General features: G+C 65.5%; 12 protein-coding genes, 1 tRNA gene and 2 pseudogenes. 7 read left to right on the top strand and 8 right to left on the bottom strand.

Annotated elements, in window-relative coordinates:
* On the bottom strand, positions 1–370 hold a 370-nt coding region (tnpA, locus tag TPR58_RS12345; RefSeq protein ID WP_346246969.1), incomplete at its 3' end, for an IS66-like element accessory protein TnpA.
* A gap of 142 nt (positions 371–512) precedes the next feature.
* Between tnpA and TPR58_RS12340 the strand changes: the two are divergent.
* Together TPR58_RS12340 and TPR58_RS12335 are read left to right on the top strand one after the other, a co-directional pair.
* Positions 513–692 (top strand): annotated as a pseudogene (locus tag TPR58_RS12340) (IS630 family transposase); the annotation flags it as partial.
* 75 nt (positions 693–767) lie between these two features.
* Entirely contained in the window at positions 768–956 is a 189-nt protein-coding gene (locus TPR58_RS12335) for a hypothetical protein (RefSeq protein ID WP_346246968.1), read from the top strand.
* 8 nt (positions 957–964) lie between these two features.
* On the opposite strand, the gene TPR58_RS12330 is transcribed toward TPR58_RS12335, so the two are convergent.
* The 3 genes and pseudogenes from TPR58_RS12330 to TPR58_RS12320 form a co-directional block, all read right to left on the bottom strand.
* Positions 965–2566: a hypothetical protein gene (locus TPR58_RS12330; protein ID WP_346246967.1), complete on the bottom strand. Its 1602-nt coding sequence runs from the start codon at positions 2564–2566 to the stop codon at positions 965–967.
* Between the two features lie 96 nt (positions 2567–2662).
* Positions 2663–3460 (bottom strand): hypothetical protein, encoded by a 798-nt coding sequence (locus TPR58_RS12325; protein ID WP_346246966.1) that lies wholly within the window; start codon positions 3458–3460, stop codon positions 2663–2665.
* A gap of 265 nt (positions 3461–3725) precedes the next feature.
* A pseudogene (locus TPR58_RS12320) lies at positions 3726–4154 on the bottom strand (transposase); the annotation flags it as partial.
* Positions 4155–4530: 376 nt separating this feature from the next.
* Here TPR58_RS12320 and TPR58_RS12315 point away from each other — a divergent pair.
* Genes TPR58_RS12315 through TPR58_RS12295 form a run of 5 tightly spaced genes read left to right on the top strand, consistent with a single transcriptional unit; the run spans position 4531 to position 14716 of the window.
* Positions 4531–8058: a DUF4132 domain-containing protein gene (locus TPR58_RS12315; protein WP_346246965.1), complete on the top strand. Its 3528-nt coding sequence runs from the start codon at positions 4531–4533 to the stop codon at positions 8056–8058.
* Positions 8058–9152, top strand: a complete 1095-nt coding sequence (locus TPR58_RS12310; RefSeq protein WP_346246964.1) for an AAA family ATPase — start codon at positions 8058–8060, stop codon at positions 9150–9152. The genes TPR58_RS12315 and TPR58_RS12310 overlap by 1 nt, the downstream gene beginning before the upstream one ends.
* 4 nt (positions 9153–9156) lie before the next feature.
* Positions 9157–11508, top strand: a complete 2352-nt coding sequence (locus TPR58_RS12305; protein WP_346246963.1) for a DUF5682 family protein — start codon at positions 9157–9159, stop codon at positions 11506–11508.
* Positions 11505–12641 (top strand): VWA domain-containing protein, encoded by a 1137-nt coding sequence (locus TPR58_RS12300; protein ID WP_346246962.1) that lies wholly within the window; start codon positions 11505–11507, stop codon positions 12639–12641. The genes TPR58_RS12305 and TPR58_RS12300 overlap by 4 nt, the downstream gene beginning before the upstream one ends.
* A complete protein-coding gene (locus TPR58_RS12295; RefSeq protein ID WP_346246961.1) occupies positions 12638–14716 on the top strand; it encodes a hypothetical protein in 2079 nt (692 codons plus the stop codon). Before TPR58_RS12300 ends, TPR58_RS12295 begins: the two co-directional genes overlap by 4 nt.
* Before the next feature lie 929 nt (positions 14717–15645).
* On the opposite strand, the gene TPR58_RS12290 is transcribed toward TPR58_RS12295, so the two are convergent.
* The 4 genes from TPR58_RS12290 to TPR58_RS12275 form a co-directional block, all read right to left on the bottom strand.
* Positions 15646–15720 (bottom strand) — tRNA-Glu (locus tag TPR58_RS12290).
* A 50-nt stretch (positions 15721–15770) separates the two neighbouring features.
* Positions 15771–17534: a single-stranded-DNA-specific exonuclease RecJ gene (gene recJ / locus TPR58_RS12285; protein WP_346246960.1), complete on the bottom strand. Its 1764-nt coding sequence runs from the start codon at positions 17532–17534 to the stop codon at positions 15771–15773.
* 7 nt (positions 17535–17541) lie between these two features.
* The gene (locus TPR58_RS12280) at positions 17542–18234 is read right to left on the bottom strand and encodes a prolyl hydroxylase family protein (RefSeq protein ID WP_346246959.1); all 693 of its coding nucleotides are present in this window, start codon (positions 18232–18234) and stop codon (positions 17542–17544) included.
* 129 nt (positions 18235–18363) lie between these two features.
* Positions 18364–19401 (bottom strand): RcnB family protein, encoded by a 1038-nt coding sequence (locus TPR58_RS12275; protein WP_346246958.1) that lies wholly within the window; start codon positions 19399–19401, stop codon positions 18364–18366.
* Positions 19402–19447: the final 46 nt, after the last annotated feature.

Genomic DNA, 19447 nt, shown 5'->3' with positions numbered 1-19447 from the left:
GTGCCAGGACGCCGATCACCCGCGATAACGCCTCGGCATCGACTGATGCGTCAACGGTTAGGCGCACGCCGGATGGCAGCTCGATACCGATCTGCCCGCTGCCCGGCCCGGCCGACCCCGGCGCCGGCAACATCGCTGTGGGCTCGCTGATCTGGACCTCGGCAAAGCTCGGTACCGCTGGCCTGGTGACCCCGGTCAGGGCACCCGACAGCGCCTGGCGGCGCCAGGTATAGATCGCGCCACTGCCGACCTCATGGCGCTCGATGGCCGCACGGACTGAGCCCTCCGGCCCAAAGGCATCGCGCAGGATCGCCAGCTTCTGCTCGACGGTCCAGTGCCGACGGCCTGACACCCGGCCAACAATCTCCATCCGAGTAGTCATACGAGACCTCGTATGACTACTCGCTCCATCGTCAGCTAACCCGATCTCGTCCGACATCACCGCCCCGCTCAAAGAGCGGCTATCAGCCCGTCGATGGCCCCGCCCGCAAGGCGGCCTTCAGACCTCGCTTACCCCCGAGCTCAACCCGGTCGAGAATATCTGGCAGTTCATGCGACAGAACTGGCTGTCGAACAGGATCTTCACATCCTATGCCGACATCCTCGACCACTCATGCTTCGCCTGGAACCGTCTCCTCGATCAGCCATGGCGCATCATCTCCATCGGAATGCGACAATGGGCTCATGGCTGATGATCAGTGGGACTTGGTATAAGTCAGGCTCTGGCAGCTCAGCGTTCGGGATTCTCCTTCAGTACCTGGAGACGCATGGAAGCCGAAGGCAAAGCCTCGATCGCCGATTTGGTCCAGGCAGCGCTGGCGTTGCGCTGCGATCCCGAGATCGAGGCGTTGTTCCCGCCGCTAGCCGCTACAACAATGGACGAACTGCTCGCGCAACAAAAGCAGCCCCCGGTTCGCCGACGCGCGCCGCGCACGCCGAGAACCCCCGGTCCGTGAAACTCGCATCAGCGCTCGTCGGCGCCAGCGATCTCCCCACCGAATGCGGTCACGGTAAGCAACTCGCCGCCCTCTAGCTCGACGCGATATTTCTCGAGAAGCGCAGTAAGCGCCTCCCACGCGAACGAGGCATCGGCCTTGAGGACACGCTGCCGCTTTGCCTTGCCATAGGCTGGCTCGCCAACCCAATGGTCGATGCGGAGCGGCTGTCCAAGCTCGATGACTAGCCGGTGCTCATATATTGCGTAGCGCTCAAGATCGATCGGCAATTGCGCGCGCAGCAATTCGTAGAGCGGCAGCACAAGAGGCCGAAAATCAACCGGCTTAGGATGATCGAGGGATTCCGGGCCCTGATCGGGGAAGAATCCGGTTCCCACCGAGAGTCCGAGGCCCTTGAAATATGGTCGCATGCGTTCGAGCCATTGCCAGGCCAGCTCGTGCACGGGTTCGATCAAGGGGAGAAGGTCCGGGCGACCGCTCACGATGAGATCACGCGGCGCCAGCTGTCGTATCCGTGCGAGATATGGTTGTTCGGGGTTGCGTTCGTAATAGGCGGTGTCGACCAGCGGCTTCTGGCCCGGGCGCAGCTCTACATTAAGCTTCATATAGCCCGCGCGCGGTCGCAAGGCTTGGCTGACCGTTGCGCGCAAGCTTGCGTCGAACCTGAACGCCGACGGTAGTCCGACATTGGCGCGACTCGCCAGATAGGCTTGGACGGTTTCGGATGGACGACCGGTTCGCGCAGCTATCGCTGCGATATCGGCGCCCCGTACCCACAGGTGCTGCATAAGATCGAGCTCGGATTGATCGACATGCTTTAGCCGCGCTTCTTCGTTCGGCGCGACAGGCCAAGTGGCTCGCAGCGAGAATTCGGGAAGGACCGACTTTGCTGCCTCTAAGCTCGGATGCTCCTCCCGCGCCTCCTTACACATCGTGCGGATTTCAGGATCGACAGGTGCCTCTGTCTCGCTGGCGAGATCGAAGGCATAGACCTGACGGAATGGCGCGCCGGTGGAGGCAATATCGCTTTCGGGATGGAGCCCGATGCGACCCGACACTTTCTTGATGCGACGCAGCAACTCGCTCTCGACGCGAAACTGGCGCTGAAAAAAGTCGAGCCATGAGGGCATTTGTGCCTTTTCGGCCTCCTGAAGTCGCCTGAGTTCTGCTTTGGGGAGCTGGCGACGCGCAACCTTGACCACGAGGTCAATGTCCCCGGCGTCATCATCGGCACCTGTCAGCACGCTACCGAACAGCAGTATCTCCGCGATTCGACAGGAGCTATCCGGATCGCCATTGATCTCTCGCGCCTCTGCAATGACGTGATCGACGATCGCACGCCCCTCGCGTACCGGGAAGCGCTTGATAAGCCTCGTTGCGGTAAGCCGATTTCCCTGGTCCGTTGATTGCCAGTGGTCGACATGCGCTGTCGTTCGGACATGCTCGATCCACCATTCACGCATCAACGCGATCATCGTTTCGCTCGCTTGGGGCTCGGAGAGCTTCAGATACGCCATTGCCGTCGGCGTAGAGAAGCTCTCGCGACTGAGCAGCCGCTTGAGAACCAAAGGGCTAACCCCGCAGATGGCTTCGGCCCGATCGATCCTCATGCGCCGAGCCTCGCGTCGCGTCGCAACTCTAGCATCAGATCATCGCCCGTCACGGAACAGCGGCAGCGCGCGACTAGGTCCCGCGCTGCCGCTCGTTCAGGCGGCGTTCTGCCGAGGCATCCCGTCCTCGACGGGAATGTCATCAGTCCGGATCGCAGCGGGGAATTGCTCCAGCCGCGCGACCTTACGACGAAGAGTAGGGGCATAGTCCTGCGGGCAAAGGAGAAGCAACTCTGTGCCGAACCCATAGATGCTCCCCCATTCGACCCGCAGCGTGGTCCATCCATGCCGCTGTTCCCAAGCTTTCTGCTCGGGACGTTCCTCGGCATGCTCGCTATAGGGCTCGGTCGACAGCACGTGAACCCGTGCCTCGGGATCGTACCAACCGTGATCGTGATCAGCGATTGGTGGTCGATTGTCCCATCGCCCCTTGGGATAGAGCCGCTTCGCGCGGGACGGTTTCAATCCGGTCGCATCCATGAACTGCAACGCGCGTGCAATCTTGCCGAGATCGATCTGGGTCTCCTTGCGATCGCGCATAAAGCCATCACTCACGAGGACATTTTCGCCCAGGATCGTGCATCCGCCTAGATATCCGGCAAGCTGGTGGCTCCGTACCAGCTCGTTCAGCGGCGCCCCCAGCCAGACCACATAAGATGCGAGACCGTGCAGTCGCGGCTCGCGCCCGTGCGAGCGCCAACGTTGGCGGATTTCAATCGGACACCGCAATGGCGCGCCCTCCGCCGGCAACTGGGCGCGGGCATGCGCGTAGTTCTGAAAACCGCCGCGCCGGGCGGCGAGAGCAAGCGCCTCGTGGCGCGGAACACCCTCCTCGCGAGCAATTCTGCGCGCTCGATTCTTAAGGTCGTCAAGCTTGGTATAAACGTAGGGCATCGCTCATTCTCCGTCGGCATCGGAAAAACGTCGCCTGCTACCGTTGCCCGAAGCCACGAAAAACGTGCGGGTAAAATCTCAAGCAGCGCCACGAAGGCTTCGCTGATGCAGGCGGCAGGCCACTGCGATTGGCCGGGCGAAAATTTCGCCCACCCCAAATGTTCTGTCAAGAGTAAAGCAGGCAATCGTCATGCTCCGACAGCCTTTCGCCCAGTCCACGTCAGCAGACCCCACAATATCACGCGCCGCCCAGAGCGGTTTCCACTCATTCCGGTTCATATCCGCACGAGCTGAAGTAGTTGGCGCATTCGGCGGGCTGGAAGATGTCGACGAGCCTGCCGATCAACCCCCACAGCCCGCTGACGGTTCGTTCGCCCGCCTTGCGCAGCATGGCCTTGAGGTGGGAGAAGGCCTTTTCAATGGGATTGAAGTCGGGGCTGTAGGGCGGGAGGAAGCGCAGGGTTGCTCCGGCCGCTTCGATCCGCTCTTTCACGGCAGCCCGCTTGTGGCTGGAGAGGTTGTCCATGATGACGACGTCGCCGGGCCGCAACTCTGGCACCAGGACCTGCGCCACATAGGCTTCGAACCAATCGCCGTTGATCGGCCCGTCCAGCATCATAGGCGCGACCATGCCGGTCATGCTCAGGCCCCAATATCGTCGATGTCGCCCATGAGCGGATGAGCTTTGCAGTCGATTTCAAAACGGGCGGTGCTCGATCTCGTCGTCGAGTTGCAGGATCGCCCGCGCGGCGAGCAGGTGCTCACGGCGCTGCGGACTGCCGGTTCGAAGTAACCGAGCGGGCACTACGCCAATCCAGTGCGCAGTTGCTGCAACGCGCTGGAATTTTCGTTACCAAGCTCAAATTGGCGTGTAGAGTGAGGGCTGGATGACCGGATTGCTGAGCAGGCTTCGTCAGGGCCTCGGCCTATCGCGCGATGGAACAAGCGGCGGCGGAGATGGTCCTCCGGCTTCGAAGCTGTCCGCCCACTTCAAGGAGCTGGGTAAGGCCGGGTTCGGGATGCCCGGCCAGGTCGCGCGCTTTGTAATCGACGGCGATAACTCCTCGATTTTGTCCACGCTGCAGGGCGCTGCCGTTCGCCAGGCATGGCAATCGCGCACCCATTATTATCCGCGTCGCGACGAATCCCAGCTCTTCACCAACCTTTTGCTTTGGCACCCGGACCAGATGCGGCGGCTCGGCGAAGCGCATGCGGCGCTCGAGCCGATCAGTTACGACTATGGCTTTTTCGGCACCAAGAAGTCCCCTGACTGGCTGCGGCATGTCGTCACCCTCTGGCTCGGCCATGGGCGCAAGGATCAGCCGATCACCACGTTATTGGGGCTGGTTGAAAATAGCGGCCAGGAGACGGCGCTGACCCTCGACATTCTGTTCTGCCGGGATACGGCAAGTTACGGTTCGAGCAACAGCGTCGATCGTTTCGCAGGGGTCGGCGACTGGCTGGCAAGCGCGCGCGAGGCAGTGCATGCGGCGCTCCCGGGCCTTGCTGCCGATGTTCGCGCCGAACTTGCCGCTGCGATCGGCCGACTCAGGATCCACAGCATCTATCTCGACGTGTTGCTCGACACCGCGATCGGCTCGTCCAAGAAGGCGCGCACCAGTGCGCGTCAGGCGCTGACCGGGGCAGATGGTGCTGCGCTGACCGAGGCACTGCGGGCGCATTTCGGGGGGGCTACGCCGGGCCGCAAGGCTGAGCTGATCGACGTTGCGGCAACGGCGTTGGGCGCGGCAGCTGCGCCGCTGCTTACCGAGTGGCGGGAAAGCGAATCCGCCGCCAAAGTGGTTTCCGCGCTCGATCGCGTGTCGGCAAGCCTGGCTCCGACCCAACCGGCGGCTGGCGCACAGCCGGTCTCGCCGTGGCGCGTCGATGGTCCGCAAGGCTATGTCGCAGTGGATGGCAGCTGGGTCGAGCTTGCCGCGCCCGAGCCCTTGCTCGAGTCCACTCCGGTACCGGCCGAGGTGTTGCGTTTACTCGAGCCAGCGCTCGCCGAGTTCAACCGCTTGCTCTCAATCGGGCAAGCTGAGGCGAAGTCGGTCAAGCATTGGCATTGGAGCCGCCAGTTCAGCGCCAAGGATTCGCGCGACCTCAACAATCTCGCCAAGCTAGCCGAGGGCACTTGGCCGATCGAGACCAATAGCAAGCGCACCGCAGTGGATTGGATGCGTTGGCACCAGCTCAAGCACCCGGCGGTCGGCGCGTTTTTGCAGGATCCACGTCTGTCGCTCTATCACCTGATGCGGATCGCGGTCGCGATGACCAACGGTCATATCCAGGGCCTGTTCGGTGATTGGAGCGGCCCGATCGGCGCCGCCGTCCAGCACCGGCTGACGCAGGGCGCAGATGTCCGAACCGTCCTGGCACTGTGGCGCAGGGCGGGTGGCGACGATCATATCCACGAGCACCTCACCCGCCGCTGGTACTGGCCGATGCCCGAGCTCGACACACCGATCTGGCCTGTGTTGTGCGAGCGCTTCGGACAGCTCGACGAAGCGCTCGGCATGGTGCCGCAGAGCGGCGCCGACGCGATGCAGCGCCAGCCCGCGATCGACCTGCTCGGCATGTTTCCCAAGCTGCCCGAACGCTATCGCGGACCGCTGATGCTGCTTGCGGGCGACAGCTCCGCGCGGCTGCGCCAAGGCGCGCGTGCGTTGCTTCAGGACACGCCGGGGATCGGCAGCGCGATCGCGGTGCAACTCCAGGATGGGCGGCAGGAAACGCGGGCGCTGGCGGCGGACTGGCTGGCGGCGCGGGGCGAGCGCGAACATGCGCCAGCGATCCGAGCCGCGCTGACGAAGGAACGCAGCGATCGCGCACGCGCCGCGATGATCACCGCGCTCGAGCGGCTGGGCGAGGATGTCAGCGAATATTTCGATCACGCCGCGCTCGCAAAGGAGGCCAAGGCCGGCCTTGCCAAGCCGCGACCCAAGGGGTTCGACTGGCTCCCGTTCGCGAGTCTTCCCGCGCTGGCTTGGCGCGACGGCACGTCGGTCGACCCGGTGCTGCCCGAATGGTGGGCGGTGCTCGCCGTTAAGCTCAAGCAACCGGGGGGCAACGCGCTGATCAATCTGTGGCTCGATCGCCTGATGCCTCAGGATGCGCATCGCCTTGGCTGGCTGATCCTGACCGGCTGGATCGATGAGGACACGCGCACGCCGACCGACGAGGAGGCGAACGCCTATGCCGCCGCCAATGTCGATGCGATGCTGCAGCAGAATTTGCGCCTGGTGAAGCAATATCCGGGCAGCGCGGACTATTGGCCAACCGACCGCGCCGTGCTGTTCGCACAGCTCAAACGCGCCAAGGCGGGCACCTATCTCGGTAGTGCGGCCGACAGCAAGGGCGTGCTGGCGCTTGCGACGCGCGTCAACGGCGCCGACGCCGCGCAGCGCATCCGCATCTTCTTGAAAGATCACGGGTCGCGTGTTTCGCAAGCCAAAGCATTGATCGAGCTGCTCGCGGCGATCGGCACGGGATCGGCGCTCCAACTGTTGCTCTCCGCCGCCAATCGCTCGAAGCAGCGCAGCGTGCAGGCGCATGCCGCAGCGCTGGTCGAAGCGGTCGCTGAGCAGAATGGCTGGAGCGCGGCGCAACTCGCCGATCGAACGATCCCGACCGGCGGGTTTGGTACCGATGGCACGCAGGAACTCGATTGCGGCGAGAACCGTAGCTACCGTCTCCAGCTCGACGCACAGGATGCGGTGATCATCCTGAATGCCGAAGGGCGCGAGGTGAAGGCGCTGCCGGGACCGCGGATCGATGATGAGCGTCCGACCGTCGATGCAGCAAAGAAGCAGCTCGCGAACGCGCGCAAGGAAGTGAAGCAGGTGCTGGCCGCGCAGACCGAACGTCTACAGGAAGCGATGTGCCTGCAACGGCGCTGGTCCCGCGCCGAATGGGAAAGCTTCGTCGCCGGTCACCCGATCGTCGGGCGCATCGCGGCGCGGCTGGTATGGCAGGGCGTGGATGGCGAGGGGCAGGTGCTCGGCAGCTTTCGGCCGCTCGGCGATGGCAGCTATACCGATTCCACCGATGGCGAGGTCGATCTGGCGGCGTTCACGCAGATCGAGCTGGCGCATTCCTCGCTGCTCGATGCCACGACCATCGCGGCGTGGCGCAGCCATCTCGCCGATTATGCGGTCGAGCCACCATTCGATCAGCTTAGTCGCGATCTGCCTCAGCTTGACGAGGGGCAGGACAAGGCGCGCGCGATCTCCGATCGTGAAGGCTGGATGATCGAAAGCTTCAAGCTGCGCGGTGCGGCGACCAGGCTGGGCTATCAGCGCGGACAGGCGCAGGATGGCGGCTGGTTTCTGACTTACGAGAAGACCTATCGCGAGGCCGGCCTGCTCGTCGAGATCGAGTTCACCGGCAGTCCGCTGCCCGAGGAGAACCGCCCGACCGCGCTGCAATCGATCAGCTTCCGCAAGGTGCGTGCGGGCGCTAGCGGTGGCGGGGGACAGGTGGCGCTGGGCGATGTCCCGCCGGTGCTCCTCGCCGAATGCTGGCGCGACCTGCACGATATCGCGGGCAAGGGAACCGGGTTCGATCCCGAGTGGCAGAAAAAGGCGTATATGTGATGGCCGAACCGCAATCGATCCGGCCGCCGGCGGAGCAACGCTATGCGATCGAACTCGCGTCGCTGGCCAGCGACGATCGCTTTCCCCGGCCGCCCGGTTGGAAACTGTCGCCGCGTGCGGTGCGCCGTTTCCTGCTCGGCGACGCCAAGACCGGCATCTCGCGCAAATTCTATGGTGACGATCCGTTGGTCGATCGCGCGATCGTCAGCCTGATGAGCCAGCAGGGGCTGATGCTCGTCGGCGAACCGGGGACTGCCAAGTCGCTGCTCTCCGAACTGCTCGCCGCGGCGATCAGCGGCACCTCGGCGCTGGTGGTACAGGGGTCGGCGGGGACGACCGAGGACCATATCCGCTATGGCTGGAACTATGCCCTGCTGCTCGCCGAGGGGCCGAGCGAGCGTGCGCTGGTGCCTTCGCCGGTGCTCAACGCGATGCGCAGTGGGCGGCTGGTCCGGTTTGAAGAAATCACGCGCTGCCCGCCCGAGGTGCAGGATGCACTGATCTCGGTCCTCTCGGAAAAGGCGCTTGCCCTGCCCGAACTGGGTGCTGATGCGGTGGCCAGCGCCGTGCCGGGATTCAACGTCATCGCTACGGCCAATCTGCGCGATCGCGGCGTCCACGAGATGTCGAGTGCACTCAAGCGCCGCTTCAATTTCGAGACGGTGCATCCGATCGCCGACCCCGAATTCGAGCGTGAACTGGTGCTCAAGCAGCTTGGCGAACGGCTCGGCAGCATCGGGGTGACGGTGTCGGGCGAGCGCGATGTCGCCGAGGTATTGGTACGCACCTTTCAGGACCTTAGGACCGGTCGCACAGCCGAGGGTGCGAGCCTCAACCGGCCAGATGCGGTGATGTCGACGGCCGAAGCGGTCAATGTGCTGCACGCCGCCGCGCTGGAGGCCGCCTATCTCGACGATGGCAAGCTGTCGGCGGCGCATGTCGCGCGGCAGCTTCAGGGGGTCGTGCTCAAGGATTCGCCCGAGGACGGCAAGCGCCTGCGCGCCTATGTTGACCATATCGTCAAGGAGCGCGCCGGCCGTTCAAGCGCGTGGAAGGACTTCTATCAGGCGGCACGGTCGCTCAAGCTCGGCTGAACGGATGCAGGTGCAGCTCCACGATCCGGCGCAGGCGCTGTGGGTGGTGCCGATCCGCCACCATAGTCCGGCCTGCGCGGCGCAGCTGGAGCGGTTGCTCGCTGCCGTGCAACCGGCCGCGATCCTGGTCGAGGGACCGTGCGACTTCGATCCGCTGATCGACTTGTTGTGCGACACGCGGACGCGGGCCCCCGTCGCCATCGTCGCGCTTCGGGAAGCCGAGCCCGGCCAGGGCACGCGGCGCGTCGCGAGTTACTTCCCGTTCTGCGCGCATAGCCCCGAGCTGATCGCGCTTCAGGCCGCAGCGACGGCGGGCATTCCGGCACGCTTTATCGACCTGCCTTCGACCGCGCGCGAGATGGGGCTCGACGAGACCGGCGAACCGGCGCGCTCGCTGCTCGGCGATGAGCAGCTGTTCGACGCTGGCAGCTATGTAACCGCGCTGGCGCGCGAACTGGGCTGTCGCGACGGCAACGAGGTGTGGGACCATCTCTTCGAAACGCGTATCGCACAGCCGGACTGGCAGGACTTCTTCGGCGACGTCGCGCGCTATTGCGCGTGTATTCGCGGCGCGACCAATGCGAGGCAGATGGAAAGCGACGGTACGCTGGCGCGCGAGGCGCAGATGCGCGCGGTCCTCGCCGAGGTTCGGGCGATGCTGACCGGGCCGATCGTCGCGGTGGTCGGCGGCTTCCATGCGACGGCCTTGTTTGAGACCGTTACGACCAAGCCGGTCGCGGCACGCGCCGGGGCAGGCCGCGCTTATATGATCCGCTATGGCATGCGGCAGCTCGATGCGCTGAGCGGCTATGGTGCGGGCCTGCCGCTGCCTGGCTTCTACGATCGGCTGTGGCAGGTGCGCGGTGAAGGCGGGCAGGGGCTTGCGCTTGATCTGATCGGCGGCTTCGCGGCGCATTTGCGAGCAAAGGGCAGAGCCGAGCCGGTCTCGTTTCCGGTAGTCGCCAATGCCGTCGAACAAGCCGAGCGCCTCGCCATGCTGAGAGAGCGTCCCTTTCCCGGACGCGACGATATCCTGGATGCGATCCGCTCCAGCTTCATCAAGGACGAGATTCCGGTCGAACAGGTGCCGTTGCTCAACGAGCTGCGCATCTGGCTGACCGGCGCGGCGATCGGTGAGGTGCCGCCATCGGCCGGATCGCCACCGTTGGTCGAGGCCGTACGCACGACCGCCCGCTCGCTTGGTTTCAGCGTCGCCGATGGCGAGCGCCGCAGCCGCGCGCTTGATATCTATCGCAAGCCCCGGCATCGCGCCGCGAGCCGATTTTGCCATGCCATGACGCTGATCGACGCGCAATTCAGCCAGCGCACCGCCGGGCCGGATTTCCGCAACGATGCCGCGCTTGACCGGCTGCATGAGACCTGGTCGGTCTGCTGGTCGCCACTGGTCGAAACGCGGCTGATCGAATTGTCCGAGACCGCCGATACGCTGGAAGAGGCGCTGGCGTTCGTGGTGACGGAGAAGCTTGCCGAACTGCGCGAGCATGGCAAGGGACGTAACGCGCTCGCGGCGATCGACCTGTTCTGCGCTGCGTGCCGCGCCGGCATGGGCGCGGCGGCTGATACGGTACTGGCGGTGGTCGAAACCCAGGTGATCGAGGATCCGCAATTGGCGTCGGTGGTGGCCGCGCTGACCGACCTCGTGCTGTTGCGGCGTGGGCATGAGACACTGGGGATCACCGCAACCGGTGCGCTCGACCACCTCATCGGGGTGGCGTGGCGTCGCGTGCTGATCCTCCTCCCCGAACTCGCCGATCATGGCGAGGAACAGCTGCATGACGCGGTGGGCGCGCTTGTCGATCTGCGCGGCGTCATCGAGCTGGCTCGATCGTCGGAAGCGGGAATCGATCTCGCGTTGTTCGACGAGGCGCTTGCGCGGCTGCAGGCGGCACCGCTCGCGCCGATGCTCGACGGCGCGGTCACCGCCTTCGCATCGATCGATGGCCAGCAGGACGCAGCGGTTTTGGGCGCGCGCCTGCGCGGCGAGCTGGCGAGCGGCTATGTCGATCCCGGCGAGCGCCTCGCCTTTCTGAGCGGCGTGATCGCGATTGCGCGCGAACTGCTCTGGGCAGTGCCGGAGATCGTCACCGCACTCAATGAAGTGATCGCACAGGTGGACGAGGAAGCGTTCCACGCCCTGCTGCCGCATCTGCGCCTCGCCCTGATGCCGCTCGATCCGCGCGAGGTCGATCGTCTGGCAGAGGATGTCGCGACCCGCGTCGGCGCACGCCCCGAAGAGCTCGCCACTCAGGTCGATATCTCGGAGGCCGATCTTGCCCGCAATCTGGACCTTGATCGCGAGCTCGCCGCGGTACTGGTCCGGGACGGCGTCGCATGAGCGATCCGGTCCTGCTGCGCCGCTGGCGGTTGGCGCTCGGCCGTTATGCCGATCGCTCGTTGCCCGCCCACGGGATGAGCGGCGCGGAACGCCGCGCCGACCGCGCGCTCGACTACCTCTATGCCCGCGAGATGGAGCGGCGCGGACTTCGACGCAGCCGGAGCGATACGGGGCGTTCGGGCTCGCTCGACCCCAGCCAGCTGACGCCGCTCGGCTGGCTCGGCGAACTCCGGGATCTCTTCCCGCTATCGGTGTGTGAAACCGTGCAGGCGCATGCAATCGACACTCTGGGCATGCGCGAGCTGCTGTCCGATCCAGCGGTGCTCGACGCGCTCGAGCCCAACAGGGATCTGCTCAAGGCGCTGATCGCCTTCAAGGGCGCGGCCGATCCGGGGATGCGCGAGAAGATCCGCGAGGTCACCCGCAAGATCGTCGAAGACATCGTCCGCCGGCTCCGTCCCCGCGTCGAAGCGGCGCTCGCCGGGCGGCCAAACCGTTTCCGCCGCAGTCAGCTCAAATCGATGCAGAATTTCGACTGGCGCGGCACCATCCGCGATAATCTCAAGAACTGGGATGCCGAACGCGGTGTTATTGTCGCCGACCGTCTACGCTTCCATGGCCGCAGTCGCCGACGCCTGCCCTGGACCATCATCCTGTGCGTCGACCAGTCGGGGTCGATGCTGGCGTCGACCATCTATTCGGCGGTGATGGCCTCGATCCTGACGGCGCTGCCGGCGGTCGAAGTCAAGCTGATCGTGTTCGACACCGCGATCGTCGATCTCTCGAGCGAAGCGCACGACCCGGTCGAGGTGCTGATGTCGGTGCAACTGGGCGGCGGCACGAACATCGCCGCCGCGATGGAATATTGCGAGACGCTGATCACCCAGCCGAGCCGGACCGTGTTCGTGCTGGTCAGCGATTTCGAGGAGGGCGGGTCGGTCTCGCACATGCTGGCGGCGACGCGGCGCATGGCGGCGGCGCGTGTCACCATGCTGGGGCTGGGCGCGCTGAGCGACGATGCCGCCCCAATCTATGATCGCCGCATGGCCGAGCGGCTGGTCGCCTCCGGGATGCAGGTCTCGGCGCTGACCCCCGACCGGTTTGCCGAATGGATCGGAGGCGTGATCGCGTGATCGATGCGGCGCTTCGTGCCAGTCTGGCGGCGTTCGACGACGCCGCGTTGGCGACGCTCGCCAATGTGGGGCTCGTCCGCCGCGCGCACCGCGATGTCGAGGAAGGCAAGGTCAAGCTGGTCTCGGTCGGCGTGGGGCGGGCTTCGGTCGAGGCTGACGGCCAGCTCGTCGAACTCGATGGTCGCGGTCCGCGCGCCGCAAACTGCGCGTGCACATCCGCTTCGGTCTGCCGGCACCGCATCGCGGCGGTGCTCTATCTGCTTGGTCTGACGGACGCACCGGTCGTCGGGTCACTGGAAGCTGTGCCGGAAAGTGAATCCGCCATTGAAACAGTCGAGCAGAGTACCGCCGATGACGAGTGCGGGACTGCCGTCCCGTCGGAAATCGCTGCCGCCCTGGACCCGGCCACGCTCGAACGCTGGGCGGGCAAGTCCAGTTGGCGCGCGGCACTCGAACTGCTTGGTACGGTGGTTACGGTTGAGCCTTTGGCCAACGCCATCGCCGTCACCTTTGCCGATCTCGACGGTCCGGTCCGGCTCCTGCGTGGGCAGGGCTTTGACGGTATCGTGTCCAAGGCACCCAAGGCGCGAACCAAGGCCTATCATGGCGCGGCGGTGCTGGCCGCTCGCGCGCATTTTGGCGCGTCCTTGCCGGAGGCAGACGACGAATCCGACGCTGGCGCATCGGTTGTGGTCGACATCGATCCCAACTTTCTAGATCGCGTCGCTGCGGGCCTGCGCGAGGTAGCAACGCTCGGATTCAACCTGGCCCCGCTTCCGCTCGAAGAATCACTCTTCGAACTCTCGGTGTCGTCGCGCGCTGACAGCCTGCCGCGGCTATCGGCAATGCTGCGTGCGATCGCTGCGCAAATCCGACTACGTCGCCAGCGCGCGCTGGCGTTCGATCCCGACCGGATGCTCGAACTGGCTGCTACAGCCTATGCGCTGGTTCGCGCGCTGGCGTCGGGCCCGCCCGACCGGCGAGCGAGCCTTGCCGGCAAGGTCCGGCGCGATTTCGCGCCCATCGCGTCGCTGGATCTGATCGGCTGCGGTGGGGAGCATTGGCGCACCGATACCGGCGCACGCGGGGTGACCGCCTGGTTCCTCGAACCCAATACCGGCACTTGGCTATCCACTACGATCGCGCGCGGCCCCGGCCAGGATCCCGACTTCAAGCCGATCGAAGCGTGGCGCGTCCAGCCATTCTGGCAGACCGAACCGCTCGCGGTGTTGGCGCATGCGCGGATCGACCTTTCCGATGCGCGCCGTTCCAGCGACGACCGGCTGTCCGCACCGGCGAGCGCGCGCGCGACGATCGTGGCGCGCGACATCCGCCCCGATCCGGCCTGGCCGGGCGTCGTGCGCCGCTGGCGCGACCTGCGCGGCGCGTGGCTACGTCAGACCGGGCTTGGCCTCGATGCGCGCGAGAGTGCAGCTGCCTGCCTGATCGTACCCAGCGAGACCGCTTTGCCCTATTTCGACGATCTCGCCCAACAGCTGGTCTGGCCGGTGCGTGACGCCGATGGCGACTGGCTGGCGTTAACGATCGACCAGGACGAGACATTCGCAACCGCCATCCAGGCGCTTGAGGCCAACGCGAATCGTGGCTGGAGGGGTATGGTTCTCGTCCGCCTTAGCCGTGCCGGCGATGCTCTATCGGTGCATCCGCTCACGCTATTCGCCGGCGAGAGCGCCATCGATCTTACGCTATGGCGTCAGCATAATATCGGCGCACGCGGTGTGGGAGTCGGCAGCATGCGTGATTGGTTGGCCCGTTTGCGCCGCAATGGCGGACGGCGCTTCAGCCGATATCCACGCGATCCCAGCGATGCGGCACTTGCCGGAGCATGGCGTCAGTTGCTCGATTGCGTCGAGACCGGACCGGCGCTGGCGCAGTCGCTAGGGGGTGGATCGAACCGCAGTATCTCTGCGCACGCCGATCGGCTCGATAGTCGAGGGTTTCCGACGCTGGCCAGATTGATGCGTGAGGCGCAGGATGCGTCCGGGATACTCGCGTCCGGCTATGGGTTGTTGGTCGCCAAGCAGCAACGAAGCAGCGCTCCACTTCTACGTTGACGGTTAGCGGGGCAGCACTCCAGCTACCTGCTGATCGATGTACCGGGCGCCGACTGACGATGCGCTGGCGCAGTGTCGTTTAGGGGAAGCGGCGTGCGTGCGCCCGTTGCGGCGACCCGATACCGGTGACTGCCTTCGTGCAGTGCGCCATCGAGAATTGGCGCACCATTGGCCGCGCGGTACGGATAGACCTGCACCGCGATCACGTTGCCGCCGTGTAGCCTGGTGAGCCGATCGACCTTGGTATGGCCGACCAAAATCCTGGTTGTGCCGAAGCTGGCGACGTTGCGTTCGACCGTCTGTAGCGTCGTGGCTTTGGCTTACGAGAAATAGCCCCGTGCCGTTGCTGCCCTTCAAAACGGCATCAGCGGAAGACAGGGTTTAGGATCGCGTCAAGGCACCTTGTCCCGCCACTATTGGTGCGCATTGCTGACAGACCGTTTTACGCCGACCGAGCGGCAGTTTTTGGCAAAAGCTGCCGTTGAGCGCGACCGGCGAACGACCCGTCTTGGTCGGCTGCCGAGGTAGGCAGGGGTTTGCCGACGGCTGCTTAGAGACTGTTTGGAAAATCGCGAAAGAGCGATTTTCAAGGCGGCACCGGCCCGCTCCCCCACCCGACCACCCAGCGGCAGTATTCTGTGGGTGGTCGGGTGGGGGAGCGGGCCGGCACCGTAATGCGCCAACAGGCGCATTTCAAAACGGTCTCTTAGCCCATCTGCACGCCAGAAACCGGACGGGCAGAAGACGGCCCAATAGGCGACCGAAGTGGGCGGCGCATTCAACCTGCATATCCGCGAGGGCGCGATCGCAGGAGCCAGGGCATGCCACAGCGTTCCATCAAAGCCGGGAATGATTGTGGGACGAAATGTGGAGGCGAACTCGCCTCCATCGTCGAAAGCGGCAGAAATCTGCGACTTTCCGCTTGACGATGGTGACCCCTACGGGAATCGAACCCGTGTTTCAGCCGTGAAAGGGCCGCGTCCTAACCGCTAGACGAAGGGGCCATGCCGGAGCGTGGAGCCGCCGGTTACGGAAAGCTCCGGCGCTCGTCAAGTCAATCTGCCCATGCCGCGTCATCAATATGCAATTCGGCTGCCGGGCGGCTGCCCCAGTCGTCGATCCTGGCCCGTCCGGCGAGCCAGAGCTTGCGATGGCGCGGGGCGGAGAGCAGCGCCTGGCCCAATTCGGTCTCGGCCTGACGGAAGGCGACTGCCTTCAGGCTGCGGCCGTCCTGGCCCGAGACGATCAGGCGAACATGGCCGCCGCTGCCCACCACATCGGCCTTGATGATCCCCACCGGACCCGCCACCACGCGCGGCGCCGGCCAGCCCATGCCGTACGGGCCGCCGGCTTCCATCGCGGTTACCAGTTCCGGATTGACCCCACCGGGCGCGAGCACGGCGTCGAGCAACAGCGCGCGGTCGCCCATCGCCTGGGCGATTCGCTCCGAAAGCCGCTCCTGCAGGAACTCCGCGAACGGCTCGACCTGCGATTCGGCCAAGGTCACACCCGCCGCCATTGCATGGCCCCCGCCGGCGATCAGCAACCCGGCATCCTTCGCCGCGAGGATCGCGGCGCCCAGGTCGACGCCGGGGATCGATCGGCCCGATCCCTTGCCGATCCCGCCGTCGAGCGCGATGACGATCGCCGGCCGGCCCAGCCGCTCCTTCAACCGCCCGGCGACGATGCCGATCACACCCGGGTGCCAGCCTTCGCTCGCGACGAGTGCCACCGCCCGATTCGCCTGCCGCTCGACCAGTTCATCGGCGGCGCGCTGGACTTCGGCTTCGATCGCGCGGCGATCCTCGTTCAGGAGGTTGAGCTCCTCGGCGATCGCGCGCGCCTCGTCAGGATCGCGCGTCGTCAGCAGTCGAACGCCCAGGTCCGACCGGCCGACCCGCCCGCCGGCATTGATTCGGGGCCCAAGCGCGAAGCCCAGGTCGGAACAGGTCGGCGCGCGGGTCAACCGCGATGCCTGGATCAGTGCGGTCAGCCCCAGGTTGCGGCGCTGCGCCATCACCTTCAGGCCCTGCGCGACGAAGGCGCGGTTGAGACCGCGCAGCGACGCGACATCGGCCACCGTGCCCAGCGCGACGATATCGAGCAGGTCGAGGATCCGCGGCTCCGGCCGCGTCGCGAAATGGCCGCGTGCGCGCAGGGTGCGGACCAGCGCCGCGCCCAGCAGCCACGCCATGCCCACCGCGGCCAGATGGCCATGTTCCGCGCCTTCGACTTCGTCCAGCCGGTTGGGATTGACCATCGAATGCGCCACGGGAAGTTCGGCGGCGCATTTGTGATGGTCGCACACGATCACATCGACGCCCGCATCGCGCGCCATCTGCAGTGCCTCGAACGCCTGCGCACCGCAATCGACGGTGACGATCAGGCTGGCGCCTTCGCCGCGCAGCCGCACCAGCGCCTCGCCCGAGGGGCCATAGCCCTCCATCAGCCTGTCGGGGATATAGGGCGTCGCCTCCAGTCCCAGATCGCGCAGCAGCAGGATCAGCAGCGCCGCCGAAGTGGCGCCGTCGACGTCGTAATCGCCGAAGATCGTGACCTGCTCACTGCCCTGTACCGCATCGGCAAGCCGGTCGGCGGCCCGGTCCATGTCGCGAAAGATCGAGGGGTCTGGCATGAAGGCCCGGATGCTGGGCGACCGGTGCGCATCCAGTTCCTCGCGTGGACAGCCGCGCGTGAGTAACAGCTGGGTAACCAGATCGTCGGGTGCAAAACCGGCATCGCGGGTATCCGCGGCCAGCCCGCGCCAGCGCCATGCCTGCCCGGAAATCGATCGCTGAATATTGAGAACGAGGGTCATGGCGCGTTCAATAGGTCGGAAAGCTGGTGCGGACCCAGTCGCGTTCGCGAAACCATTTTGTGATGATATACTTTGTCCCTGCGATGACCCGCATGCCTTCGTGAAGCGTGTCGAAATTGCCGGTGCCGTCGGGCTTCATGTTGTTCCAGATGACCAGCAGGCCCTTTTTGGGCGCAATGCGGAAACCGGCGCGCGGGAACCAGGTGGCACCGCCTTCCTCGACCTCGTTGAGATACGCCATCGCCGTCCAGGTTCGCTGGCCGCCGGCGTTGACCATGTCCGCCCAATAGCCCTGCTGCTCGTGGAAATAGTCGCAATGCGCCTTGAATTGCTGACCCGGGGCGTAGCGCTGGCCCTGCATCGTCTCGCCGCGGGCATGGGGAATGCCGAGCAGGTCGGCCAGCCCGTTGTCGAGCGGCTCGATCTCGGGCGACCAGCGATCGAGATCGCAACTGTCGGACGTGCGGAATTCCGGATCGTCATGCGTGGCCAACAATGTCGACGGTCGCCGATTGGCATCGATCAACCGGACCAGCGTCTCGCACTGCGCATCGTCGAAATAGCCGGGATAGAGATAGAGTTGCGCGGCATCGATCGGGGCGCGGCGGATCGCCGGGTTGGATTCGAGGCGCTCAGCCACCTTCCGCGCGGCCTTGGCGCGCAGCGCTGCATCATTGGGTTTGCGTGAAAACAGGCTCATCGCGCCCCAGATTGCGCTGCACGACCGGCTTGGCAAGGGGCGGCGCGCTTTGATGGTCGCGAATGCCGCGAAGGCCCGATCCGCAACCGCGAACCGGGCCTCCCATTTGCCGCTGCGACGGACGCGGGCTTACCAGAAGATGTCGTACTCGACATCGACCACCGTGCCGGTCCGCATATCGACGAGCAGCGCATCGTTATAGTAGCGCACCCAGCGATAGGCACCATAGGCCGGCGGCAGGCGATAGTAGAACGGATCGTTGATCCAATAGTCCGGCGCGAACAGCAGCGACCCCAGCGTCACGCCGATCGAGAATCGCGAATATCCGTAATTATAGCCGCGCGGTGCGTAATAGCGGGGCAGGCGATAGATATTGCGATTCGAGTTGCGATAGTTGCGCCAGTTGTAGCGGTTATCGCCTCGCCATCCGTTGGACCAGCGACGATTGTCGTTCCAGGAACCGCGGTTGCGATCATTGTCTCGCCAGTCGCCATAGCGCCGGCTGAACTGCGATCCACGGTTATTGTCCCAGCGTCCCCGGTCGTCCCGGTTGCGCCAGTCGCGCCCGTCCTGACCCCGATCGCCTCGGTTGCGCCAGTCGCGTCCGTCCTGCCCGCGATTGTTCCAGTTGCGGTCGCGACCGTCACGGCCGTCACGGCCATCGCGGTTGCGCCAGTCCTGGTTCTGCGGACGCTGCGGCCCGACCACGCCCGAGGCGCCACCGGGACCGCGATCGGCGCGGTTCCAGCCGCCCGGCTGTCCGGGACGATCCGGACGCTGCCAATTGCCGCGATCACCGTTCCACTGCGGGCGCGGTGCGGGTTGACCCGGCTGGGCCTGGGGGCGATCCGGGCGCTGCCAATTGCCGCGATTGCCGTTCCACTGGGGACGCGCCGCCGGCTGACCGGGCTGTGCCTGGGGGCGGTCCGGCCGCTGCCAGTTGCCGCGGTCCGGGCGCTGCTGCGGCTGGGCAGGGCGGGTCCAGCCCTGCTGGCCGCGATCGCCTCGATTCCAGTTGCGCTGCTGCGGCGCCTGCTGGCGCTGGCCGCCATTGTCCGACCGCTGGCGCCATTCGCCCCCGCGGTCTCCCCGGCCCCGATCCTGCGCAAGCGCAGGCGGCACCAGGGCCGTTGCGGCGATCAGTGCCGCGATAATGGGCTTGAACATTGTCTCGTCTCCGCTCGTCCGGCGGGCTGCCGGTGCTCTCGTACAG

It is taken from the genome of Sphingomonas rustica (assembly GCF_039652585.1).
Lineage (GTDB): Bacteria > Pseudomonadota > Alphaproteobacteria > Sphingomonadales > Sphingomonadaceae > Sphingomonas > Sphingomonas rustica.
Note: the sequence above shows the minus strand (reverse complement) of the source record. Positions and strands in the feature narration are given on the sequence as shown.